Here is a 24,696-nt window from a genome sequence, read left to right as displayed (position 1 = left end):
ATATATTCCGTAAAGCTGCTCACCCATTTAAAAAAAGGGAGGATGAGCAGTGTACTGCGCAAGGAATTACATAATGCATTGAATTCGTAGAAATTCCCTCCTTTCCAAAGCTGGGCTGTCAAGTTCTTTAAAATCTAATTCGTCATGCCGGACTTGATCCGGCATCCAGTACGGTATATGCAAGGAAAACGGTTATGGACGCTCTGGATTCCTGAGATGCGACTAAAGTATCGCAAGGCAGGAATGACTGTAGGTTAAACTTGACAGCCCTGAGGTTTGTGGGGGCGTTATGCCCTGAGAAGCGATTAAAGCTTCGCAAGTAACTGCAAATTTTTGTTGACGTAGCCGACAAAAAATTGCTAAAAGCTAAATTTATTAAAAGGTTATAAAATTTAGATTGTTATAAAAGTTGAGATTGGCATATAAATATTTATTTTGACCATATTGATCTGCTTTTATGGACAAAAATTTTGATTTTGTAAATATCACTATTGGGCTTTGTCATTCTTTTGAAAAATTTTTAGATGAATACTGTATTATGTAATAACTGCACAAATTAAAACTTGTTGATGCGTGTAGCGTTCCGCTATACAATAAAACTTATTCGGATAAAGTGATTAGCATGATTAAGTCTTTTCGGCATAAAGGCTTGAAAAAGTTTTTTGAAACAGGTTCAACCGCAGGTATTCAGCCAGCACATGCCAAAAAATTACGCCGTCAACTGCTGGTATTGGATACCGCTATATCACCCTCTGATATGGATGTTCTAGGCTGGGGCTTACACCCATTAACAGGTAAAAACCCGAAAAACCAAGATGTCGAGAAGCATTATTCTGTATCAGTGAATGGGAACTGGCGCTTAACATTTAAGTTTGAAAATGAAGACGCCATTTTAGTTGATTATCAGGATTATCATTAAGAGAGGTGTACCATGTCACAAATGTTTAACCCACCACATCCAGCGGAAATTTTGCGAGAAGATATTTTACCGTCACTGGCTTTAACCGTAACTGAAGCGGCTAAACAGCTTGGTGTATCCCGTGCGACATTATCGCGCGTACTCAATGAGAAAGCAGCTATATCGCCTGAAATGGCATTACGTCTTGAAGCATGGTTGGGCACTGAACGTGGCGGTCGTGCTGATCTGTGGTTACAGATGCAAGCGAAGTATGATATGTGGCAAGCTCGCGAAAAAGTAAAGAATCGACCATTGCAAGTGATTCATGCACCTATTGTTCATGTAATCGCATAGGCAAAAAGAATACCGGATTAATCTCGTCTTTTATTTACTAACTAATCTTACGATGCTCTAGTCACATCTCAGGGAGGAGCGTTGCAAATCCAAAACCGGATTAGATACCTTGCGAAGTACACTTCTCATCCCTCCTTTTTCAAAGGATGAGCAATATATTGCGCAAGTCCGCAAGGGTGGATTTATATTTGGGAATTTGCTTTTAAAATTTAACCTTACGTTCCGGTATCATTAATTTTGTTTTTTATCTGGTCGAAAATGACTGAGCATACAACATCTATTTCTAATAAAATTTGACGATTATCAAAACGTAAAACCATTAAACCAGCTTCATTTAATACATAATCTCTTATTTGATCAGCCAAAAGTCCTTCCTCTGTATGATGTTGGCTACCATCACATTCAATGACTAATTTTGCAGCAGGGCAATAAAAGTCCACAATAAAATTTAATAATGGTTTTTGACGATAAAATTGCATACCTAAAATTTGTTTGCGTCTAAGTCTTTGCCATAATTTCTGTTCCGCATCGGTCATATTTTTGCGTAAATCACGAGCTGGTTGTTTGAGTATAGAATTATAAGATTTAGGCATGATATGGCTTTTATATTTTTGATCAATTCATTGTATAACAAAAAATTTGATTTATAGAAATCCCCCTTTACTTTAAATCCCTCCCAACCTCCCTTTTAAAAAAGGGAGGAGTGTTGCGAATCCAAAACTATATTAGATACGCAACGTTCCCTCCTTTCTTAAAGGAGGGTTAGGGTGGATTAATATTAAGGGATTTGCTTTTAAAACTTATAGGTCAAACTCGCTGTAACATTACGTCCAGCGCCCCATGAGTTATAGGCGTAAGTTTTATACTCTTCGTCCAACACATTATTTGCATTGAGAGCAATGCTAATTGCATCATTCACTTGGTAGCGCCCCATTAGATTCACCAGCCAATAAGCATCCTGACGTTGGTTGGCTTTTGCAATCTCCGTTGTTGCACTACTGTTGAAAAACTCACTTTGCCAGTTTACACCACCACCAATAGTTATTTTATTCCATCTAAAAGAACTAAATAATTTAAAGGTATCTTCTGGAAGCTGTGCATTCAAAATACTACCACTGCGATCCTTGGCATCTGTATGCGTGTAGCCTGCATTAATGTTCCAGTTAGGTAGAATTTCCCCTGAAAGCGATAATTCATAACCTTTGACGGTTGTACCATCAACACCTATATAAGCCTGATTACCTTCGGGAGTTATATTTGTACCATCAGCAATAGCGTAATTATCCTGCTGCATATCAAAATAAGCAGCTGCCAAATTTAAACGTCCATCATAAAAATCGGCTTTAATGCCTGCTTCAAAAGTATTTCCTTCTTGTGGGTCAAGAAAATTACCATTAGCATCTTTGCTGGTTTGAGGGTTAAAAATTGAAGTATAACTGGCATACAGTGAGATATTTTGATTCAAATCAAAAATCAAGCCTGCATATGGTGTGAATACGCCAGATTGTTTTTGTTCACTGCCACTGACTTTTCGCTCCCAGTTGCTAAAACGTGAGCCGACTATGAGTTTCAAAGGATCAAGCAACTGTAATTTTGCTGCTGCAAAAGCACCGAGTTGTTGTTCATCTACGATACTGTTATATCGTGTAGAATTTTCAAAATTCGGACTAGATACATGACCATTATAACCAGCGATCGGCACTGCACGATCTGGTGCAATCAGGGTATAACCATTGTCTTTATTGGTATAACCATTAATGCCAAAGCTAATATTATGTTCATGACCAAAAGCGTTAAAATGACCTGAAGCATAAATGTCTAAAGCTCGTACTTCTGGAGAACTTATCAATTTACGATTGCCAAATGACATTTCCCCAGGCTGATAAACTAACCCACTAGATGCAGTATACACTGAATCGTAAACAAGAGCTGCTGTACCCACGCCACTGGATAATTGTTCTTTAGAGTTATTACTAAAGGTGTAATTTATAATACCTTGCCAGTTGTCATTAAATTGATGTTCGATACCTAATAAAATATTGAGTTTATTAATATCATTATAGGCAAATTCCGTTGCAGAGTTGTCTTTGCGTCCGAAAGTGGTTTGTTGCTGCGGTGGGGTATCATTGGTAATAAACCCAAAACTATGTATTGAAGAATCATCAAGTTTAATTTGTTGTGCTGTAAGGGCAGTGGTTAATGTCGTTTTATCCGATAAATCTATATCTAATGCCCCATAAAATACTGCATTTTGCCGATGATAACGGTCTTGTTGGTTACCCCCTTGTTCATAAACTGCAACGGCACGTCCACGAATTGAAGCATCATTATTTAATCCACCACTGACATCAACCTCGCTACGGTAATTATCCCAGGTTCCTGCCTGTACACGAATTGAACCTGTTAAATCTTCGGTTGGACGTTTACGTACATAGTTTAAACTGGCGGCTGGGTTGCCCGAACCACTGGTTAAACCTGTTGAGCCTTTGGTAATTTCGACTCGTTCATAAAGGGCAGAATCTTCCAGTCCAATATAATCACTTCCGCCGAAAGATGCGGCAGAGGTTGGAATACCATCACGCAAATAATTATTAATTGCGAAACCACGAGAATAATATGACACATAACCAGTCCCTTCTTGCCCTATTTTTATGCTGGTCACACCCGGTGTTTGTGCCAGTATCGCACTGACATTATTCAGGTTTTGGTCTTCTATTTGTTGACGAGTAAAAACAGTAATACTTTGCGGGGTTTCTTTTAAGCTTAAATCGAGTTTAGTTGCGGCTTTACTGGATTTTACGGTATAGGATTTCTCATCTTCTGCCGCTACTACAATTACAGGGAGTTGATTTATACCATCACTTACTACTACTCCACGGCTACTATTTGAAACTAAATCAATCGGATTTAACTGCCCCATATCACGAGCTTGTGGCTGTTGTCCTTGTGGCTTTTCCACCAAAATATAATGATCTGTATTTTTTTGAATGGTGTAAGGCGTATTTTCCAGTAATGTATTAAAACCACTTTCAATACTGTATTGACCCGATAAGCCAGCTGTTTTAAGACCTTCGAGTTTGCTATGCTCAATCGTTAGGGTTGTGCCGGATTGAAGTGAAAATTGCATTAAGGCATCACTTAAAGCACCTGCACCAATATTATAAGATTGAAGATATTGATTTTCAGCATGGCCGTTTACAGCATATATGCTACATCCGGCTGCTAGACTTAGTTGAATTGCCAAAACCAGTGGTTTTAATAACTGACCATGTGTAGTTTTCATCCTTATTTCCCCCATTTAAATGAATGCGTACTTATAAAGACGAATGAAAATTATTTCTGCACGAAAATTTTTTGAATTTTATTAAATATTTTTTAAATAAATGATATTTATAATTTATTTTTAGATACTAAAAGGATTAAATACCTGTAAATTAGCAATTGCATCAAAATCTTTGATGTTCCTGGTCACCAAAGTACATTTCCGACTTAAAAAAGAACCAGATCTGGTTTAATAGGACGTTCAGAAAACAACATCTGAAACATCGTAATCTTTAAAACGTTCGTGAATCCGAGTTGCTAAATCTTTTGGTGGCGAATTGTCTATAGACTTAACATGTGTAGATGAACAAAGAGACTGCTCCAAAATTAACAATAATTCTTTTTCCAGACTATAACCATTAAGATTAGCTCTTTGCTGTAGTTGCAAAAACATGGCATCATTGACATTTGGAATAATTAGGCTTGTCATTCCTTTTTCCTCTCCTTATTACCATAGAATCATGAATTAAAAATAACAATGGATTAATGATCAGCATATCATCAGATTTTCCTCAACGCATATAGATTTATTTTCTCACCACTTTAACCACATACGGTATGGAATGCTGTATCTCCAGATTGAGTTCCTCTGCCAAAGCCTGTAATGATTTTTCAACATCATCCAGCGGTAAGGTGGCTGTCACCTGAATACCTTGCAAACTGGCACGATCAAAAATAATTTTGCCAGAATAATACATCTCCAGATAGTCCAAAATATCGGTTAAGTCATCACCATTGGCAACCAGTTTGCGTTGATCCCAAGCCTGTTCCAATAGATGAGCATTAATCTGGATAGGTTGTCGATCTACTATACCTTTGGCATTAATTTCAATTCGTTGCCCCTCAACCACCTGAATTTTGTCATTGGTCTGTTGCTCTGGCCATACTGCGGTTTTGGATTCCAACATGGTTAAAATTGTCCGCTGACCATCTTGCGTCACCATAAATCGCGTACCTAATGCCTGAATCGTAGCGTGAGAAGTCACTACCTTAAACGGACGCTGTGCATCTTTTGCAACATCCAGCAAAATATTGCCTTGTAGTAATTCTAGTGTTCTTTGTTGCTGATTAAATTGCAGATTATAAGCTGTTTTACCACTGACTTTTACCTGACTGTGGTCCTGCAAAGTATGCTGTTGCCAAGATTGACTGCGATTATATTGATCTGCTGTCCAGTAACCCAAAGGTGCATATTGTGATGCAAAGAAAATGATCAGCGCACTGCACATCAGCAATACACCCAGTCCCTGATAAAGATAATGCGTTTTGGACTGCTCCGATTGATTTAAACTCTGCTGAAGAATGACTTTGGCAACTTCTAGGTCCGGATAATATTGATGTAAAGCCTCAACATCACCCAACAATTTTTTCATTCTTTCGATGGCTTGAATATGCCGTGGGTTTTTTGCCAGCCACAAAGCAAATTCATGCTGTGTGGTCTGATCAGTCCCGTCATCATCCAACCGTACCAACCATTCTGCTGCTTGAACGGAAATATCTTCATCAGAGGTTGACGAAATTTGACCTGACAGATCAGACATAACAAACCTTTATTTAATCATGCTGTAAAATTTGATCACAATGCTGTATGGCTTTCGCTAAAGCACCCTGCACCACACGACGGGAAATATTCAATTGTTCTGCAATTTGTAATTGAGTTAAGCCTTCCAAATAACGCATCAGAAAAATTTGTCGGGTTTGTTCATGTAAACCATCCAACATACGCGCCACTCTTTCCAGTAATTCTACCGCCAATAAGATATTTTCTGGCGTGTCCATGTCATACAGTTGTTCATGAACGGTTAAATAATCCAGATAGGCCTGTTCAATCTGTTTACGCCGAGTTTGATCGATAATAATACGTGTAGCTGTCTGCGCAAGATAAGACTTAGGATGGGTAATATTTTCAAAATTTTGTGTATATAAAATCCGCATAAAAGTATCTTGCGCGACATCTTCTGCTTGTTCATTTTGTCTTAATTTTTTAAGCAACCAATGATATAACCACGCATAATGCGCCTGATAGAGGTCGGCAAACAACTGTTGTTGTTTAAATTTTAAGGCAATATCCATGCTGATCATTTACATAAAAGTGAGCAATACCGTATATATTATGATAATGAGAATTGTTTGTATATATTTTGTCAAAATTCTTAGCTAAAAAGGACAAATCATCTTCGATATGACTTGTCCTCATGTATTTCATTTATAGAAATTTCAAGGCCTCTTAACCATTACAGAAAATGGTCATTAACCTGCGGCTAAAGCCTTTTCAATATCTTCTTCCAGACTTTCCGGTTTGGTGGTCGGTGCATAACGGCCAACGACTTTTCCTGTTTTATCTACTAGAAACTTGGTGAAATTCCACTTAATGTTTTTATTGATAAATCCTCGTGTTTCACTGGTGAGGTAACGAAATATTGGATGAGCTTCCGGCCCTTTGACATCCACCTTGGCAAACATCGGGAAACTTACGCCATAGTTACGCTGACAAAATTCCCCAATTTCTTCATTTGATCCCGGATCTTGTCCACCAAATTGATTACAAGGAAAACCTAGAATAACGAAACCTTGATCCTGATATTTTGTATAGAGTTTTTCCAACCCTGTAAATTGTGGTGTAAAACCACATTTACTGGCAGTATTGACAATCAAAATCACTTTATCTTTATAATCTTGTAGTGATTGTTCCCCGCCTTCCAGACGTTCTGCTTCAAACTGATAAATACTAGTCATGGCTTATTTCTCCTTTAAGGATAGTTATCCTCGTCATTTTTTTCTGCTGTATTTAATTTTAATGATGCGGAATTGACACAATAACGTAATCCTGTGGGTTCCGGCCCATCTTCAAAAACATGTCCTAAATGCGCATCACACACATGACAGGTAATTTCAGTTCTCACCATGCCGTGAGTTTGATCAGTATGTTCATCAATATTACTATTATTGATGGGACGATAAAAACTTGGCCAACCTGAACCAGAGTCATATTTTGTTTCGGATGAAAATAAGGGTGTATTACAACAACGGCAATAATATGTTCCTTCGGCTTTGCTATTCCAATATTTACCTTGAAAAGCTGGCTCTGTCCCTTTTTGCCGAGTAATACGATACTCATCTGGACTAAGCTCTCGCTGCCATTCGCGGTCTGTTTTATTGACTTTTCCCATTGCCCGCTCCTTTCATTCTACTGTTGAAAATGTCATGACGATCAGGTTTTATATTTACGCCATTCATCATCAAAATTCTAGTAGTTAACTGTGTAATTTATAAAAAATTAGTGATTTATTTTAAAGAAAGCAAATAGTAAGCATAATAATTGAATTTAGAAAGCATTTTTCTTTATGATGCGCTTTAAAGTAAGCAAAGATGGTGTTATGCTTGGCGCACTGTTGTATAGGATAGAAAAATGTCGCAAAAAAAAAGCGTTGTTTTTAAAAATCTGTTACCTGTGATCAGGCAATATCAGCAATCCGGCTTTACCCATGAAAAAATTGTTGAATTACTGCGAGATCAACATGATCTTGATCTATTAACGGTTGAGACCTTCAAAAGTTATTTATACCGATATGCCAAAGTGAATCCTGTCATGACTCAAAATACTGCAATCAACCAGAGCAAAAAAATTGAACGAGAAATCAAAAAATCAGCCAAACTCGAACATGTTTGTTACGATATTCGTGGACCTGTGTTACGAGCCGCCAATGAAATGGAAGAACAAGGCCATAGAATTATAAAACTCAATATTGGCAATCCTGCACCTTTTGGCTTTGAAGCACCGCAGGAAATTATCAATGATGTTGCCATGAATTTGCCCAATGCAATTGGCTACACCGATTCCAAAGGCATTTTTCCTGCCCGTAAAGCCATTTGCCAGTATTACCAGCAAAAAGGTCTTTTAGATCTACATGTCAATGATGTATATATTGGCAATGGCGTCTCCGAACTCATCGTGATGTCGATGCAGGGCCTATTAAATGATGGCGACGAAATGTTGATTCCGATGCCAGATTATCCGCTTTGGACCGCAGCAGTCAATCTTTCCGGTGGCGTAGCAATCCACTATAAATGTGATGAAGAGAACAACTGGTATCCCGATATTGCCGATATGGAAAGCAAAATTACCGCCAATACCCGGGGTATTGTGGTGATTAATCCAAACAATCCAACTGGTTCGGTCTACCCTCGCCATATACTGGAACAGATTGTCGCACTGGCACGTAAATACGATTTAATTTTGTTTGCCGATGAAATCTACGACAAAATCATATATGACGGTCTGGAGCATGTTGCCGTCGCTTCGATTGCCAAAGATGTTTTATGTATCTCATTTAACGGTCTATCCAAAGCATATCGTATTGCAGGCTATCGCTCCGGTTGGCTTGCCATTTCCGGGGACAAATCCAAGGCAGCAGATTATATCGAAGGTCTGGATATGCTGGCTTCCATGCGTTTATGTGCCAACCATCAGGCACAATATGCGATTCAAACAGCGCTGGGCGGCTATCAATCGATTAATGATTTAATCCGTCCGGGTGGACGATTATATGAGCAGCGCAATATTGCTTGGGAAATGCTCAATGAAATTCCGGGTGTTAGCTGTGTTAAACCCGAAGGTGCAATGTACTGTTTCCCTCGACTGGATCCGAATGTTTATCCGATTCACGATGATGAGAAATTGATGCTAGATTTATTAAAAGCAGAAAAAGTACTGCTAGTACAAGGCACCGGCTTTAACTGGCCAACACCTGATCATTTCAGGGTGGTATTCCTGCCAGCTCCGGTTGAACTACGTGAAGCCATTACCCGTATCGGACGTTTTTTGGCGAAATTAAGGGCTTAAATTACCTTATAAATTAAAACTTACCGCAAATAAAAACACCTTCTCCCCTATGGCAGAAGGTGTTTTTTAAACATAATAATTATTGTTATTTAAGTCATATCAATAAAACTCAATATCACTTTTAGCTTTAGGTTAATTGATCAAGTAAGACTTTTTGTGCAGTATGCGGTTTTTCCCCTTCCTTCATTTCTACACGTAACCATTGACCATTGGGCTGTAAAATCCACGCTTGCTGATTATCTTCCAAATAATTAATCAAACCTTGCTCATAGATCCGTTTTTTAAGCACGGGATCTTCAATCGGGAAACATGCTTCAACCCGGTTAAACAGGTTGCGATCCATCCAGTCGGCACTAGAACAATAAATTCGTGATTGTCCACCATTTTCAAAATAATAGACACGAGTATGTTCTAGAAAACGGCCCACGATGGAACGCACACGAATATTTTCAGACAAACCCGGTAATTGCGGACGCAGACAGCAGATTGAACGAATAATCAAATCAATTTGCACACCCGCCTGCGATGCCTCATATAGCTTATCCATTAACTGTTTTTCGGTTAATGCATTCACTTTTACGATGATACGGGCCACTTTACCGGCTTTGGCATTGGCAATTTCAGTATCAATAAAATTCATTAATTGTTGATGCAAGGTAAAAGGCGCATGTAACAGTTTTTTCAATTTCACTGTTTTGCCCATGCCTGTCAATTCCTGAAAGACACGATGTACATCTTCAGATAATTCCTTATCCGTGGTTAATAAACCATAATCGGTATACAAACGCGCATTACCGGCATGATAATTTCCTGTGCCCAAATGCACATAGCGAATCAATTTATTATTTTCACGGCGCACGATCAGAATCATCTTGGCATGAGTTTTATACCCCACAATGCCATAGACCACCACTGCACCAGCTTCTTGCAATACGTTAGCCACTGCAATATTGGATTCTTCATCAAAACGGGCACGCAATTCAATGACCGCCGTAACTTCTTTGCCATTTTTTGCTGCTTCTGCCAATACCTGAACAATTTCAGAATTTGCACCACTACGATAAAGTGTTTGCTTAATCGCAAGCACTTGCGGATCACGGGCCGCTTCACGCAAAAGATTAATAACTGGACCAAATGATTCAAACGGATGATGCAATAAAATATCCTGCTTTTTCATGGCAGAAAATATACTTTCAGATTTTTTAAAAGCTTTTGGAATCACTGGCGTAAACGGCACATAACGTAAATGTGGTCGATTAAAATCAGAGGTTAATCGCGCCAGATTAACAGGACCTTCGACTTTATATAATGCACTGTCGTCAAGCTCAAATTCATTTAACAAATAGTCATAAATATGTGCCGGGCAGCTTTCGGTGACTTCAAGACGTACAGCCTGACCAAAACGACGAGAGCTCAATTCACCTTTTAAGGCTTTAGCCAAATCTTCAACATCTTCATTTAATGCTAAATCAGCGTTTCGTGTCACACGGAATTGATAACATCCGGTTGCCGTCATACCAGGGAAAAGATCAGACACATGCTCATGAATAATGGCAGATAACATCACATGGTGTTCTTTACCGCCTGTCAGTTCATTAGGTAGGCGGACCACACGAGGTAAAGAACGTGGTGCAGGCACCACCGCAAGATCAATATTTCGTCCAAAGGCATCTTTACCTTCCAGCGTAACAATAAAGTTCAGGCTTTTGTTCACCAATCGAGGAAAAGGATGCGCCGGATCAAGACTGATCGGCGTTAAAACCGGTGCAACCTGCTCTTGGAAATATTTTTTAATCCATGCCAGTTGTTCTGCTGATAGTTCATTACGCTTGAGAAAACAAATATCTTCTTCTCGTAATTTTGGCAAAATTTCTTCATTTAAAATACGATATTGACGTTCAATTGCAGCATGCGCTGTTTCTGAAATCCGCTCGAGTACTACTTTTGGCGTTAATCCATCCGGGGTATGACTTTCATTACCAAGCGTCAGTTGCTCCATGAGTCCAGCAACACGTATTTCAAAAAACTCATCCATATTACGGGAAAAAATTAATAAAAATGTTAAACGATCAAGCAGTGGATGCCCCGGATTAACTGCCTGCTCTAAAACCCGCAAATGAAAGTCTAAAATTGATAGCTCACGATTAATATAACGATCATGAAAAGTATAGTTATTCGCCACTTCGACCACTTGATTCATCGAATAATGCCCTAAATTAAGTTATGCCTATTTGTATTGTTATTATGCGTCAAAATTGTGACAGTTCGATAAAAATATTACAATTTTAGACTTTAGTTTATTAAATCTACGAACAATAAAGCATGTAAAGCAAATGAATTTACCTCACATGCTACGCATTAATCATGATGTGATGAATGCTCAATGAAAATGATAAAGTTCAGTCACTTGTTGCAACAAATCAACTGCATCTTCAGCACAAGAAACCACAGCAATATAGCTATCAGGACGCAGTAGAATCACCATATCCTCAGTAAAACCGGCATGCTTAAACTCGGCTTGCCATGCAAACTGCTGGATCACAATGTGATGTTGTACTGCCCATTGTTGCACGTCTGCTGTAACCTGACCATACACATGAATTTGCCAAATCATCTGATTTAAAGAATCAAAATTATCCATAGATGCAGTTTTCAACCAGGGTAAGCGTTGACCTGCCTCAATTTTGCCCACTTTACCTAGACTTAAAGGACTATTTTCATAACTTAAAGAAATTTGCGACATAATCTTAAACATATGTTTACGAACAAAATCAATGTTATAAATCAGTGGTGCAATGATCGGTGCAACTTTGGCACGTAAAACCTGTGTTAATGGATTATCAGCCACCATAAAACTAAACATTTGATCTGTGGTTTTCACCAGTTTCTCGGCAAAGGTATGACGTTCAATCTGATAAGTATTGAGCAGGCTTTGATCAGCATGTCCTTGAATTACATTTGCAAGCTTCCATGCCAGATTAATCGCATCACCGATTCCGGTATTCATGCCCTGTGCACCAATCGGACTATGCAAATGCGCAGCATCTCCTAATAAAAACACATTGCCATGGCGATAATCTTTTGCGACCCGATGATGAACACGATAGGTAGAAAACCAGTTTACTTTGTTAACCGTTAATCCTAGACTTTTTATTGCTTTGTCACTAACATCATCAAATGTTAATGGCGCTTTATGAATTTTATCCTGATTCACAATACCAATCAGTCTGGCCTGACCAAGATCACCATAAGCTAGCATCATCATAATATCAGCGTCATCCAGCGCCAGATGAACTTGTCCATCTACGGCTGCACCTTCAACATCGACATCTGCCACATAGAAAATCTGCGGATAGGTACCACCGGAAAAATCTGTACCCAGAATATGCCGAACTGTTGATTTAGCCCCATCACATGCTGCGACATAACGTGATTCACAACTGATCATACCTGCTGCTGTCTTTAATTGACTGACCACTTTCTCTTGCTGATCTTCAAATGAAACCAATTCAACATTGCGTTCAACCTGAATTCCCAGTTTCTCCAAATGCTGAATTAATAAACGCTCATGCTGATCTTGTGGATAGAGCAGAATATATGGATAAGGTGTGACTTGTTCCCCCACATCACTATAAGATACATGCGCACGTTTTTTACCATCCGACCACAAGTTCATAATTGGATTGGGCTGTCCTGCTGCGACTACTTCATCACTCAGATTCATTTGTCGATATAGTTCCAAGGTTCTTGCCTGTACCCCTAAAGCACGAGATGCCGTACCTGCTTCTGCGGTTTTATCAATAATACGTACCGCAACATTTTGTTTGGTTAACCATAGGGCGAGTACCAGGCCTGTCGGCCCTGCCCCGACAATCAGTACATCAGTTTTCATCGTTGATTACTCCGTATCGGATAATTGAATATTTTGCATGGCTGATAAAAGTATGTGTGTGTATTGCTTGGCGAGCTGTTCCAAATCCGGCATTGCAACAGGCAAATGCTGAAATAACATGCGATACAACATTGCAGAAATAAGCGGACCAGTCAGAACAAATCGATACAAATCAATATTATTATTTGAACCACCCCATGTATTTAAAAATAGCTGATCAAATGCTTTCCAGACTTTATCCGTCATTTCCTCATGCCAGGTAGCCGCCAGATCCGGAAAAGTCGTTGCTTCTGCCAACATCAAACGGATTAAAGCCGTGGTTTTTGGATCTTGTAATTGTCGTGCTGTTTCAAGTAAAACTGCTTGCAAACACTGCTCAACACTCACTTCGGATTGATCAGAAATTTGCTCTAAATTCAATCGGTATTGTTTGGAAAAAGCGTGAATGACAGCCCTAAATAAGGCTTCTTTGGTGGGAAAATATAAAAATAACGTGCCTTTCGCCACACCGGCTTCTTTAGCAATCTGCATCATGGTTGCTGCTGCATAGCCATGTACGCTAAAAATCCTAAAAGCAGCTTCAATAATTTCTTGTGGACGTGCTTCCTTGCGCCGTTTTCGCTGGGAAACAGATATCGAAATATCAGATGAATGATTCTGATGATCTCTGTTTATATCTATTTCTGAATTTAATCCCATTTTATTTACTACACATTACTGACCATCTGGTCATTATAATAAGTATTTTGATCAATACAGCTTTGCTTTTGTAAATTTACGTTAAGACGAACTATGAATTAAAATCGATTGATTGGCATCTATACTTGAACGTCAATATCAACTTTAATTCATGATTAACTGATCAATAAATGATCTAAAATTATTAATTTTACACAAATATTGCTCAGCTCGCTGCCGAAGGTAGCGAGGTAAATTAATTTTTAAACGGTTGAAATTTATACTTATATATCTATTTAACGTGAATTCGGGATAATATGAGTAGAGGAAATCGATTTCGTAGCAACGTCCGCTGCTTGTTCGAGGTCATGAGCCATATATGGCGCAAGGATCTGTAAAATAATGTTTTTCAATTAATTTGTTCTTTAGCGGTATTTGACCGAGTTTGCAGCGGACAAATGGTTTTGCCCTTGCGTGGTTATACCACTCATCCCGAAAGCCTTGCGAGCTATAGCTCTCAGGTCGAACCTGAACAAGATTGAAATATATTTCAATCGCAGTGCAAGACCTTGCGGCATACATGCCTCAGGTTAATCCTAAAATATGCCTAATCTTGTAAGACTCCGTCGTGATTCTTTCATTGAAATTAATTTTATTTATACAAAACAAATACTTTTATCCCGAACTGATGTTATTTAAGCATATTTATTAAACAAAAAAGATAAATTAAAGTTAAGACTGGCGTTTATATTGAAAAAAAGAATAAAACCAGCGACTGCTCATTAATGGATAGAGCCAAAAAATAACAATTAAAGCAATCAATCATCACTTGGAAGTGTGGCATGAGAAATATATTTATTGATAAAGCGTTGTCTAAACTGATATCTGCGATCATTGGGATGATCCTGATAATATTTTGGATTTGGTAACATTGCTGCCAGTTTAATCGCCTGATTCCGACTTAAGTTTTTGGCACTTTTCCCAAAATAATGTTGTGAAGCTGCCTCAACCCCATAAATCCCTTTCCCCAATTCCACCGAATTAACATACACTTCCAGAATACGCTGCTTTGACCACATACGCTCCATCATCCATGTGGCAACTGCCTCCTGCCCTTTACGAATATAAGAACGTTTATTGTATAAAAAAAGATTTTTTGCCAATTGCTGGGAAATGGTGGAACCGCCGGCGATAACTTCCCCTTTTTTCTCGTTACGTTGCACGGCATGCATCATACCGTCCCAATCAAAACCCTTATGTTGCAAAAACCGTCCATCCTCAGCAGCAATCACAGCACGTTTAAAATGATCACTGATTTGATCTGCATCTTTCCATTGATGATAAATTTTGGCATCCGGCGTGGTCCAGTAATATGTTCGCATAAACATTGTAGTTTCCACCGGATGGGTGCGCCACCAGAACAAACTGGTAAAAATCCAGATCTGTATCAGCAATACGAAACAAACAAACAACATGATGCATCGCATTAACCATTTTTTCATAGAAATAGAGCTACCCTGAATAAATCAAAAAAACTTGACGCAATTTTTCTGGCAAATATCGCTACCATAAGAGGTCTAGGCTAAAAATATCCACCTCGAACGTTCAGCCTAAAATTTTCGATATTGTAGCGAAGCCACGAATTTTACGACAGAATTTTTATGTAAGCCGAACACATTTAATGTGGAAAACGATCTTTCGCATGATCAAATAAGCTAATCTGACCAGTCACAATATGATAATACATACGCCAGTCAGAAATAAAACTATATAAAGGTTGTTTAAAGGAAGCAGGTTTATTTTTTTCAAATACAAAATGCCCTACCCAAGCACAGGCATAACCAGCCAACAAACCATAGCCGACATATCTTTTTTGTTTTTTGACTACAGCAGTTATCAATGCCAGTAAGCCTAGACTACTGCCTAGAAAATGCAAACGTCTACATTTTAGATCATGATGTTCGGTTAAATAAAAACCATAAAAATCCTGATAATTTTTGATTGGCATAGTCAACCGAGGCCGATCAATAGCAACAGGTAACGCCGTATTGGTCGGCTGCAAATCCATTTTCACTCGGCTGGCAACCTTTGCTTGCGATGCGATCATGATTCTCTCCTTAAATCATCTCAACTAAGTTGATCTTTTGCTTAAAATATTCCTTAAAGATCAACGTTTACCCATGGAACGTCGTGTACCACGAGGCGGCATCCAGGTTCGATCAGCATACTGCTCCGGCTTTGGACGTATTTGGTTATGGATAGCGTCTTGCTCACCTTCATCTTTGCTTGGTATTGGAAAAGGTAATTTTACCGATGCCTTGTTCACTTTGCGATTAGACATGATGGATTCTCAGATATTTTAAATTCGCTCAGGTCTATTGACGTTCATTCCACTCAGGAATGCATTGATGGCCTGTCAACAGCCTCCTCATTGCATAAGCTTACTGTTTTTTTGTACAAATAAAAAGGACTGAACATTCAACATATCCAGCCCCACACGATTAGCCTGTGGTCAATCGTATTATTTCGCAGCAGCCTGTGCAGCAGCAACTTCTTCAGCAAAACTTAGTTCTGCTTTTTTCTCAATACCTTCACCTACTTCAAAGCGAATAAACTGAGTCACTGTTGTTCCAGTAGATTTCAATACATCAGCAACTTTCTTGTCGTTGTCGATAACGTATTGTTGACGATCAAGTGCAACTTCGTTCAAGAATTTCTCGATAGAACCAGTCACCATTTTTTCGATGATGTTTGCTGGTTTACCAGATTCTTGTGCTTTTGCTTCTGCGATTTCTTTCTCTTTGGCAACCAGATCAGCAGGAACTTGTTCAGCACTTACTGCAACCGGATTAAATGCTGCAATATGCATTGCAAGACCTTTACCAGTTTCCGCATCACCAGCATAAGAAACGACAACACCGATTTTTAAACCGTGTTTGTAAACAGCAAGGTTGTCGCCTTCGATGATTTGCGCACGACGGATCTGGATGTTTTCACCAATTTTTTGTACAAGTGCAATACGTGCTTCTTCTACAGTTTGGCCATCTTCCAGTTTTAATTCAGCAATTTTCGCTGGATCAGTTTCGTTTGCAGCCAAAGCAGCCGCAGCAACTTTTTTGGAGAAGTTGGAGAAGTTTTCATCTTTTGCAACAAAGTCAGTTTGAGAGTTTACTTCCAAAACGATCGCTTTATTATCAACTTGCTCAATAACAATAGCGCCATCAGCAGCAATGTTACCCGCTTTTTTCGCTGCTTTTGCCTGACCAGATTTACGAAGGTTATCGATGGCAAGTTCGATGTCACCAGCAGCTTCTGTTAATGCTTTTTTGCATTCCATCATCGCAAGACCAGTACGGTCACGTAATTCTTTTACCATGGCTGCAGTAATTGAGCTCATGCCTTTCTCCTAAATTCGGATTATGTCAAAAATCTTTCCAACAAAAAACGGCCCTAAGTATGCCGAGGGCCGTCTGCATCACTACATGCCTTAATTTGCCATCATCGCATTTCGCCATGATGACAAATTTGGCAATTTAGTGCATTAAGCCTCTGGAGTTGCTTCTACAGCAGGCTCTTCAACTTTTGCTTGTGCATTTGCTTGAGTTTGTGCGTATTCTTTACCAGCAATAATCGCATCTGCCATTGCAGAAGCATATAAAGTTACTGCACGGATCGCATCATCATTACCAGGAATCACGTAATCTACGCCATCTGGATTAGAGTTGGTATCAACGATACCAATCACTGGAATACCCAGATTGTTCGCTTCTTTGATTGCAATTGCTTCGTGATCAACATCGATAACGAATAATGCATCAGGCAAACCGCCCATGTTCTTCACACCACCTAAAGAACGCTCAAGTTTTTCCATTTCGCGCGTACGTTCCAAAGCTTCACGTTTGGTCAATTTCGCAAAAGTACCGTCTTGAGATTGAGTTTGAAGATCTTTTAAACGGTTGATAGACTGGCGAAGTGTTTTCCAGTTGGTCAACATACCACCCAACCAACGATGATCTACATACGGTTGACCAGCACGTTGCGCTTGTTCACGAATGATGTTAGACGCAGCACGTTTTGTACCAACAAACAATACTTTATTCTTTTTGCTTGCCAATTGGTTTACAAAATTTAAAGAATCATTTAACGCAGGAACGGTATGCTCAAGGTTGATAATGTGAATTTTGTTGCGTGCACCAAAAATATATTGACGCATTTTTGGATTCCAAAAACGAGTTTGGTGACCAAAGTGCGCGCCAGCTTGAAGAAGGTCACGCATACTTACTTTATAATCTGCCATTTTCTTTACCTTACAGTTTTGGGTTAGGCCTCCATATGTCCGCATTCTCCACTCACAGGGGACTGCTGTCACTTTATCAGTGGCTGCGACAGTGGGCGTTTTTTAGACGATACAAGGCAAACATTATGATATTTAGCAATCTAAATGAATAATGTTTAACGCAGTAGCGTCAAAAAACGTCCCTGTCCCGAAGGGTTGTGGTTAAAATTTCTTCATACTTCGTTATAAAACTTGGTAAGGGGATCACCATTACCTGCGTTTCATGCCTCGCCTGAATAAATTTTAACCTACAACGCAACTCACATATAAAGTGGCAACAGCCCCCTAGGAAGCACCCAGAGCAATGTGACGACATATGTGCGGATTTTTCCATTTCATCATTGAAATTTTTAGTATAGATAATACAAAAAAACCATTTGATAAAACGGGCGGGTATTTATACCATAGTCACTTATAAATTGCCAAAATTTTTTGAAGAAGATTATGAATAGTTTTAATGCAGCACCTCGCCGTTTAATCAAATCCCCTGAAGCGATCGAAAAAATGCGCGTGTCGGGCAAACTGGCAGCGGATGTGTTAGAGATGATTAAGCCATATATCAAACCCGGGGTAAGTACGTTAGAACTCGATACGATTTGTCATGACTATATTGTCAATGTCCAACATGCCAATCCATCATGTTTAGGTTACGGCGGTGGCCATGGGCGTCCAGCATTTCAACATGTTATTTGTACCTCTGTTAACCATGTGGTCTGTCATGGCATTCCCTCTGAAAATAAAATTTTAAAACATGGCGATATTTTAAATATTGATGTCACTGTCAACAAAGATGGTTACCATGGCGATACCAACATGATGTATATCGTTGGCGGTGAGACCACAATTCTAGCCAAACGTCTTTGCGAAGTGGCACAAGAAGCCATGTATATCGGCATGGAAACTGTCCGAGCAGGCTCCTATGTCGGTGATATTGGCTACGCCATTCAAAAATACGTCGAATCACAACGCTTTAGTGTAGTCCGTGAATATTGCGGCCACGGTATCGGTACTGTATTCCATGATGATCCACAAATTTTACATTATGGTCAAAAAGGTACTGGCATGCGTCTTGAAGCCGGTATGACTTTTACCATCGAACCCATGGTCAATGCTGGTGTCTGGCAAACCAAAACGCTGGGTGATAAATGGACAGTTGTGACCAAAGATCATAAATTGTCTGCGCAGTATGAACATACATTGTTAGTCACTGAAACAGGCATTGAAGTCCTCACTGCCCGTCCGGAAGAAGATTTGTCCCGTTTTGGACAATAATCGACATTTAACCGGGCGTGTCCCGGTTTTTTAACCCCTAAATGATGGAAAAGCTATGGCATTTCATGATCTTTATCGCATGAGTTCACATGCGGTCATTTTTAATGATAGGCAGCAAATTTTGTTGCTAAAAGCCAATTATGCCAATCGGGACTGGGGCTTACCCGGTGGTGGGCTTGATCCCGGTGAAACCATTCATCAAGCACTTTTACGGGAATGTCAGGAAGAACTAGGATGTGAAGTGATTGTTAACTATCTGAGTGGTGTGTACTATCACCACAATGTCAATTCACATGCTTTTATCTTTCGCTGCTCCTTAGCAGCAGATGCAGTTATTCAATTGAGTGATGAGCATGATGTCTATCGCTGGTTTGATCTACAAGAATTAAGTCCAATACAGCGCATCCGGGTTGAAGATTGCCTGAATTTTAATGGTACTGTGGTAAGCCGAAGTTTTTAATGTGAATGATTTGGATAATCTATAAAATAATAACGTCAATCTCAACTTTAACTCATTATTAACTGATTAATAAATGACGTCAGTTCGGGATAAAAGTATTTGTTTTGTATAAATAAAATTAATTTCAATGAAAGAATGGTGACGGAGTCTTACAAGATTAGGCATATTTTAAGATTAACCTTCGGTTCGACCTGAGAGCTATAGCTCGCAAGGCTTTCGGGATTAGTGGTATAACCACGCAAGGGCAAAACCATTTGTCCGCTGCGAACTCGGTCAAATACCGCTAAAGAACAAATTAATTGAAAAACATTATCTTGCAGATCCTTGCGCCATATATGGCTCATGACCTCAAACAAGCAGCGGACGCTGCTACGAAACCAATTTCTTCTACTCACCTTATCCCGAATTCACGTTAAATAATCTAAAATTGTTGATTTTACACAAATATTGCTCGTCTCACCGCCTCTAGCGGCTCGGTGAGTGGGCGAGATACACGAGGTGTGCATCCCCAGTACCTGCAATGTTGGTTGCTGTAGGCATTAAAAATTAAAAAAATATAATATTATTAGTATCTTAGTGAAAAATGATATTCTTAAATAAGTTGAGATTAGCGTAATAATAGAAATGAAATATTCAGCAATTTTCTTACTCAATATTTCATTACCATCAAATTACATCAATATTAATAAATCGCCATGTGATTGCGGTGGATCATTTCCAGAGAACGTGCCTCACCTAAAACTTCCTGCACTTTATTAGAGGCCAGTCCTTTAATTAAATCGGCAGAACGCGAACTAAAATTTACCCGCCCCACTGCCACACGCAAACCAATTGCATCTACACATTCCACCACATCACCACGTTCAAAATGCCCTTCTACAGTTTTAACACCTACAGGCAATAAACTACGATGATTTTCCTTAATTGCTTTAACCGCACCATCATCTAACACCAGACGACCAGCGGTTTGTAAATGTGCTGCAAGCCATTGCTGATGTGCCGTAATACGATCATTATCTGAGGTAAACAAGGTACCTAGCATTTCGCCATTCATTAGGCGAGTTAATACATTTTCACTTTCACCGCTGGCAATCAAAGTCGGGCAGCCTGATTTTGCAGCCAAACGTGCAGCACGGACTTTGGTCAACATCCCACCACGACCGAGAATACCGCCGCCACCTGCCATATCAAAAAGTCGATCATCTAAAGCACGCACAGTAGACAGTAATTTTGCATTTGGATTGCTACGGGGATCAGCATCAAACATTCCTTGTTGATCAGTCAGAATAATCAGTAAATCGGCATGAACCTGTGCTGCAACCATGGCTGCAAGTGTATCATTATCACCAAAACGGATTTCATCTGTCGCGACCGTGTCATTTTCATTAATCACAGGAATGACACGCCAGTCGATTAAATGTTGCAACGCATCACAGGAATTAAGATAACGACGACGATCGGTCAAATCATCGTGTGTCAAAAGCACCTGTGCGGTGCGAATATTATGACGCTCCAACACACTTGACCACGCCTGTACCAATCCCATTTGACCAATTGCTGCACACGCCTGCAAACTAGGCAGATCCTCCGGACGACTTGGTAAATGCATACGCACCATACCTTCGGCAACTGCACCTGAAGAGACCAGAATAATTTCAAAATCCTGATCATGCAGCTGTGCAATTTGCCCAGCCCAGTGCGCAATCGCGTCCAGATCAAGACCACGTCCATTGGCAGTCAATAATGCAGAACCAATTTTGACCACGATACGTTTACAATTGGACAAGACACGTTTATCGTTTATTACTTCTATCATCTTCATTCAACCAGAATGTGCATGATCTCGTGACCCAATCATATATAAATTAGCCATATAGACCAACTATATCAATCATGCACAAAGATCAATCACGCACATAAATCACTTCCATTTCGTCGTCATCGTCATCAAAATCGTCGTCATCAAAACCATCATCATTTTCCAGGCCTTCACGCTGTGCTTTACGTTTTTCACGATAAGCTTCTTTTGCAGCAATGGTTTGCTCACGAGTTTCTTCTTCCAGTTGCGCACGGAAAGCTTGTACCTGTGCAGCATATTCAGGATCTTCAACTTCAAGTTCTTTTTGTTGCTCAATCTGATCCATTAAATAATAAATAACCTCTTTGGTCCCTTCTGCAAGCAAACCAGAGGTTTTAAAGACCGGACCTTCCCACTGCAACTCATCTAAAATATGTTTGCACCACTCTTCTCTGGTATCTTCACTCAATTGATCCAGTTTATTTAAAACCAATACTACTGGCAGCTGTGCCAAAGTCGGTGAAAACTTTTCCAGTTCTGCGGAAATGGCTTTGGCATTATAAGCGGGATCGGAACCATCAATCGGTTGTACATCAACAATATGTAATAGAATTCGGGTACGTGCCAGATGTTTTAGAAAACGAATCCCCAGACCTGCACCTTCGGCTGCACCTTCGATCAAACCGGGAATATCAGCCATAACAAAAGAACGATGACGATCCACATCCACCACACCCAGATTTGGCACCATCGTAGTAAATGGATAATCGGCAACTTTTGGTTTTGCAGCACTTACCGCGCGGATAAATGTCGATTTACCTGCATTTGGCATACCCAATAAACCAACATCGGCCAGTACTTTAAGCTCAAGACGAATTTCACGTGCTTCGCCTTCACCCCCATGTGTACATTTTCTTGGCGCACGATTGGTAGAGGATTTGAAATGTGTGTTGCCTAGTCCGCCATCGCCACCACAAGCAACCATCACACGCTGACCATCTTCAATTAGATCGCCAATAATATCGCCACTATTAATATCAACAATGGTTGTCCCAACCGGAACTTTAAGAACGATATCTTCACCGCCACGGCCGGTACAGTTTGCGCCTGCACCATTTTTACCACGTTCTGCGCGAAAACGGCGAGTATAACGATAATCAACCAGCGTACTGGTATCATCATCTGCGACCAGATAGACACTGCCACCGCGACCACCATCGCCGCCATCAGGCCCACCAAACGGTACAAATTTTTCTCGGCGAAAACTGGCTACGCCATTGCCGCCATCTCCAGCTTCTACCGTAATGACTGCTTCATCAACAAAGCGCATAGTCCAATCCTCAACCTCAATATAAAAGCGGCGTATTATGCCATGATTTTCAAAAATTCTCGATGGTTTATGATGATGCAATGGAAATTAGTCGTCAACATTTGCAATGGCTTGTCTACGTTGCAAAATATCAGGTAAGGATTCTTCAATCCATGAGGTGAGTTGAAATACCTTTTCCGCGGCCTGTTCACCAAATTCGGTTAAACAATATTCCACACGTGGCGGAATTTCTGCATACATCTGCCGTTCAATAAATCCATCCTGTTGTAATGCCTTTAAGGTTTGCACCAACATTTTTTCACTGATTCCACCAATGCAATGACGTAACTGACCAAACCTTAAGGTTTGTCCCCGTAAAGCGATCAGCACAAGTCCGCCCCAGCGACTGGTTAAATTCATCAAAATCTGTCTGGATGGACAGTCCTGTGCTAACACATACCCTTTTCTATCATCAGCATACATCGTACTCACCGTTACAAAAGAATAATAAAACAGCCTTTACTTACGTTTAGGTAAGTACTTACTATTTGTAAGTATAGAGAATAAAATAATTGTACACAACATTCTAAACCGCTATTCATTGCAAATATGGAGAAAATCTCATGCGTATTGCCATCACAGGTGCAACTGGCCAACTTGGTCAGCTGGTATTACAACAATTGCTGCAACGTACCGAAGCTTTTAATATTGTTGCTCTGGCTCGTGATCCCGCCAAAGCAGAAGTTTTAAATCAATATGGTGTCGAAATTAGACCGTTTAATTACGATGACAATCCTGAACAACTACTCTCTTCATTAAAAGACATTACCCATTTATTGCTGATTTCTTCCAGTGAAGTGGGTAAACGTGTGGCACAACATCAAAATGTGATTAAAGCGGCCGAACTGGCCGGGATACAATTGATCGCATACACCAGCTTGCTTGATGCCGATCAATCGCCTTTAAGCCTTGCACAAGAACATATCGAAACAGAACAACTGATCAAGGCTTCTCATCTTCCTTATATCATTCTGCGAAATAATTGGTACAGTGAAAACTATGCAATGACATTGCCGCAGTCCATCGAAACTGGTGCAATCATTGGCGCAACACACCACGGAAAAATCAGCTCCGCATCACGTCTGGACTATGCCACCGCCGCAGCTGAGGTTTTAACTAATGATGGACATCAAAATAAAATCTATGAATTGGCTGGTGATAACAGCTATACACTAGATGATGTGGCACAATGGGCAACTGAGATTTCAAGAAAAAATGTAATTTATCAGGATCTATCAGAAGGTGAGCTTAAACAGACTTTAATCAAAGTAGGGTTACCTGAAGCTTTCGCAGCCATATTGGCAAATGCAGATGAAGGGGTTTCTAAGGGTGCCATGTATAGCAATAAAAAAGATTTACATCAACTGATTGGACGAGCAACGACGCCTATGATAGAGACCATACGTACTGCATTATCCTAATCATATTAGCCGTTAGCTCTATGGGCAAATCTACTGACAGTAGTTTAGTATGCA

At 39.7% G+C, this 24,696-nt stretch carries 25 protein-coding genes; 6 read left to right on the top strand and 19 right to left on the bottom strand.

The annotated features are described in order from the left end of the window. The first annotated feature begins 622 nt into the window (after nt 1–622). Together CRO21_RS04610 and CRO21_RS04605 are read left to right on the top strand one after the other, a co-directional pair. On the top strand, nt 623–919 hold the full coding sequence (locus tag CRO21_RS04610; RefSeq protein ID WP_097078177.1) for a type II toxin-antitoxin system RelE/ParE family toxin: 297 nt from the start codon (nt 623–625) through the stop codon (nt 917–919). A gap of 12 nt (nt 920–931) precedes the next feature. Next, nucleotides 932–1,252, top strand: a complete 321-nt coding sequence (locus tag CRO21_RS04605) for a HigA family addiction module antitoxin (RefSeq protein WP_097078176.1) — start codon at nt 932–934, stop codon at nt 1,250–1,252. Nucleotides 1,253–1,467: 215 nt separating this feature from the next. Here the strand turns inward: CRO21_RS04605 and CRO21_RS04600 are convergent, their stop codons facing one another. The 7 genes from CRO21_RS04600 to msrB form a co-directional block, all read right to left on the bottom strand. Next, nucleotides 1,468–1,845: an endonuclease domain-containing protein gene (locus CRO21_RS04600; RefSeq protein WP_097078175.1), complete on the bottom strand. Its 378-nt coding sequence runs from the start codon at nt 1,843–1,845 to the stop codon at nt 1,468–1,470. A 200-nt stretch (nt 1,846–2,045) separates the two neighbouring features. Beyond that, nucleotides 2,046–4,535, bottom strand: a complete 2,490-nt coding sequence (locus CRO21_RS04595) for a TonB-dependent siderophore receptor (protein ID WP_171293987.1) — start codon at nt 4,533–4,535, stop codon at nt 2,046–2,048. Nucleotides 4,536–4,775: 240 nt separating this feature from the next. Further along, nucleotides 4,776–5,003, bottom strand: coding sequence for a FitA-like ribbon-helix-helix domain-containing protein (locus CRO21_RS04590; RefSeq protein WP_097078174.1), 228 nt, complete (start codon nt 5,001–5,003; stop codon nt 4,776–4,778). A gap of 97 nt (nt 5,004–5,100) precedes the next feature. Beyond that, nucleotides 5,101–6,114: a FecR family protein gene (locus CRO21_RS04585; RefSeq protein ID WP_097078173.1), complete on the bottom strand. Its 1,014-nt coding sequence runs from the start codon at nt 6,112–6,114 to the stop codon at nt 5,101–5,103. A gap of 13 nt (nt 6,115–6,127) precedes the next feature. Next, entirely contained in the window at nt 6,128–6,646 is a 519-nt protein-coding gene (locus CRO21_RS04580) for a sigma-70 family RNA polymerase sigma factor (protein ID WP_171293986.1), read from the bottom strand. Between the two features lie 177 nt (nt 6,647–6,823). After that, the gene (locus CRO21_RS04575) at nt 6,824–7,309 is read right to left on the bottom strand and encodes a glutathione peroxidase (RefSeq protein ID WP_097078171.1); all 486 of its coding nucleotides are present in this window, start codon (nt 7,307–7,309) and stop codon (nt 6,824–6,826) included. 14 nt (nt 7,310–7,323) lie between these two features. After that, nucleotides 7,324–7,743, bottom strand: coding sequence for a peptide-methionine (R)-S-oxide reductase MsrB (gene msrB, locus CRO21_RS04570; RefSeq protein WP_097078170.1), 420 nt, complete (start codon nt 7,741–7,743; stop codon nt 7,324–7,326). A 239-nt stretch (nt 7,744–7,982) separates the two neighbouring features. Between msrB and CRO21_RS04565 the strand changes: the two genes are divergently transcribed. Next, on the top strand, nt 7,983–9,416 hold the full coding sequence (locus tag CRO21_RS04565) for a pyridoxal phosphate-dependent aminotransferase (RefSeq protein ID WP_097078169.1): 1,434 nt from the start codon (nt 7,983–7,985) through the stop codon (nt 9,414–9,416). 127 nt (nt 9,417–9,543) lie between these two features. Here the strand turns inward: CRO21_RS04565 and ppk1 are convergent, their stop codons facing one another. From ppk1 to rpsB, 8 genes are all read right to left on the bottom strand, one after another. Further along, complete coding sequence (gene ppk1 / locus CRO21_RS04560) at nt 9,544–11,616, bottom strand: polyphosphate kinase 1 (RefSeq protein WP_097078168.1); 2,073 nt, start codon at nt 11,614–11,616, stop codon at nt 9,544–9,546. A gap of 180 nt (nt 11,617–11,796) precedes the next feature. Beyond that, on the bottom strand, nt 11,797–13,308 hold the full coding sequence (locus CRO21_RS04555; RefSeq protein ID WP_097078167.1) for an FAD-dependent monooxygenase: 1,512 nt from the start codon (nt 13,306–13,308) through the stop codon (nt 11,797–11,799). Nucleotides 13,309–13,314: 6 nt separating this feature from the next. Beyond that, nucleotides 13,315–14,007, bottom strand: a complete 693-nt coding sequence (locus CRO21_RS04550; RefSeq protein WP_097078166.1) for a TetR/AcrR family transcriptional regulator — start codon at nt 14,005–14,007, stop codon at nt 13,315–13,317. 797 nt (nt 14,008–14,804) lie between these two features. Next, nucleotides 14,805–15,488, bottom strand: coding sequence for a monofunctional biosynthetic peptidoglycan transglycosylase (gene mtgA / locus CRO21_RS04545; protein WP_097078165.1), 684 nt, complete (start codon nt 15,486–15,488; stop codon nt 14,805–14,807). Nucleotides 15,489–15,664: 176 nt separating this feature from the next. Continuing rightward, entirely contained in the window at nt 15,665–16,054 is a 390-nt protein-coding gene (locus CRO21_RS04540; RefSeq protein WP_097078510.1) for a DUF962 domain-containing protein, read from the bottom strand. Between the two features lie 99 nt (nt 16,055–16,153). Further along, the gene (locus CRO21_RS17515; RefSeq protein WP_097078164.1) at nt 16,154–16,327 is read right to left on the bottom strand and encodes a hypothetical protein; all 174 of its coding nucleotides are present in this window, start codon (nt 16,325–16,327) and stop codon (nt 16,154–16,156) included. Nucleotides 16,328–16,507: 180 nt separating this feature from the next. Next, nucleotides 16,508–17,383 (bottom strand): translation elongation factor Ts, encoded by an 876-nt coding sequence (tsf, locus tag CRO21_RS04530; RefSeq protein ID WP_097078163.1) that lies wholly within the window; start codon nt 17,381–17,383, stop codon nt 16,508–16,510. Nucleotides 17,384–17,527: 144 nt separating this feature from the next. After that, entirely contained in the window at nt 17,528–18,283 is a 756-nt protein-coding gene (gene rpsB / locus CRO21_RS04525; protein ID WP_097078162.1) for a 30S ribosomal protein S2, read from the bottom strand. Between the two features lie 483 nt (nt 18,284–18,766). Between rpsB and map the strand changes: the two genes are divergently transcribed. Next, nucleotides 18,767–19,594, top strand: a complete 828-nt coding sequence (gene map, locus CRO21_RS04520; RefSeq protein WP_097078161.1) for a type I methionyl aminopeptidase — start codon at nt 18,767–18,769, stop codon at nt 19,592–19,594. A gap of 55 nt (nt 19,595–19,649) precedes the next feature. Continuing rightward, the gene (locus CRO21_RS04515; RefSeq protein ID WP_097078160.1) at nt 19,650–20,054 is read left to right on the top strand and encodes an NUDIX hydrolase; all 405 of its coding nucleotides are present in this window, start codon (nt 19,650–19,652) and stop codon (nt 20,052–20,054) included. Nucleotides 20,055–20,203: 149 nt separating this feature from the next. Here CRO21_RS04515 and CRO21_RS17445 read toward each other — a convergent pair whose 3' ends face one another. The 4 genes from CRO21_RS17445 to CRO21_RS04500 all read right to left on the bottom strand — a co-directional run bounded on the left by CRO21_RS17445 (nt 20,204) and on the right by CRO21_RS04500 (nt 23,644). After that, nucleotides 20,204–20,398: a hypothetical protein gene (locus tag CRO21_RS17445; protein WP_141398111.1), complete on the bottom strand. Its 195-nt coding sequence runs from the start codon at nt 20,396–20,398 to the stop codon at nt 20,204–20,206. 338 nt (nt 20,399–20,736) lie between these two features. Next, complete coding sequence (gene proB / locus CRO21_RS04510; RefSeq protein WP_097078159.1) at nt 20,737–21,870, bottom strand: glutamate 5-kinase; 1,134 nt, start codon at nt 21,868–21,870, stop codon at nt 20,737–20,739. An 88-nt stretch (nt 21,871–21,958) separates the two neighbouring features. Next, nucleotides 21,959–23,182 (bottom strand): Obg family GTPase CgtA, encoded by a 1,224-nt coding sequence (cgtA, locus tag CRO21_RS04505; RefSeq protein WP_097078158.1) that lies wholly within the window; start codon nt 23,180–23,182, stop codon nt 21,959–21,961. Nucleotides 23,183–23,269: 87 nt separating this feature from the next. Beyond that, complete coding sequence (locus tag CRO21_RS04500; RefSeq protein ID WP_097078157.1) at nt 23,270–23,644, bottom strand: winged helix-turn-helix transcriptional regulator; 375 nt, start codon at nt 23,642–23,644, stop codon at nt 23,270–23,272. A gap of 140 nt (nt 23,645–23,784) precedes the next feature. Here CRO21_RS04500 and CRO21_RS04495 point away from each other — a divergent pair, with 140 nt between their 5' ends. Further along, nucleotides 23,785–24,642 (top strand): SDR family oxidoreductase, encoded by an 858-nt coding sequence (locus CRO21_RS04495; protein ID WP_097078156.1) that lies wholly within the window; start codon nt 23,785–23,787, stop codon nt 24,640–24,642. Nucleotides 24,643–24,696 lie beyond the last annotated feature (54 nt).

Origin of the sequence: Acinetobacter puyangensis (genome assembly GCF_900096995.1) — a bacterium.
GTDB lineage: Bacteria > Pseudomonadota > Gammaproteobacteria > Pseudomonadales > Moraxellaceae > Acinetobacter > Acinetobacter puyangensis.
This window is presented reverse-complemented; position numbering and strand designations above follow the sequence as displayed.